Here is a 595-nt window from a genome sequence, read left to right as displayed (position 1 = left end):
CCGGTACTGGGAACCCGGTGTGGGAGACTCCGCCCGCTTGTTCGATCTTGGGGGCGTCGGCCGGACCGGGCGCGGACGTACGAGCAGCTGACGGCCGGAGGCACAGGCTTCCTCGTCCCGCTCGCGTTCTACGCCGCCGCCGTCCTGCTCTCCCCGGCCGCGTACTTCCTCCTGCCGTTCCGCGCCGGCACGCTCGCGATGGTCGTCGGCCTGGGGCCGCTGACCCTGCTGAGGCCCGTCGCCGTCGCCGCTGCCTGCCTCGGTGCCCTGGTCAACGGCGGAGGCCGGCCCTCCCAGCTGGTCGGCGTGGCCGCGGGCGCCGCCGTGCTGTGCGTCGAACCGCTGGTGCACCGCCGCTGGTACCGCCACGTGCTCGTACCGTAGGCCCGCCGGGCGCCCGGCCGAGGGTCGCGAGGAGCGGGAGTATCGACGCGACGTGGTGCGGTGGGAGCTCGTGGGATCGCCCGTGGGGCGGGTGACGGTCGGCGCGGGAACTGCCCGGGGAGCGGACCAGCCGCTATGCAGAGGGCATGCCGTTTTCGCACTCCAGCTGTTCCCGGTGCCACTGTTCCCGGTGCCACGCCCGGTCCTCGGG

At 74.5% G+C, this 595-nt stretch carries 1 protein-coding gene; it reads left to right on the top strand.

Annotated elements, in window-relative coordinates:
• Window positions 1-198 precede the first annotated feature (198 nt).
• Window positions 199-384, top strand: a complete 186-nt coding sequence (locus tag ACFWOG_RS38375; protein WP_380364161.1) for a hypothetical protein — start codon at window positions 199-201, stop codon at window positions 382-384.
• Window positions 385-595 lie beyond the last annotated feature (211 nt).

Source organism: Kitasatospora sp. NPDC058406 (genome assembly GCF_042722765.1).
GTDB lineage: Bacteria > Actinomycetota > Actinomycetes > Streptomycetales > Streptomycetaceae > Kitasatospora.
Note: the sequence above shows the minus strand (reverse complement) of the source record. Positions and strands in the feature narration are given on the sequence as shown.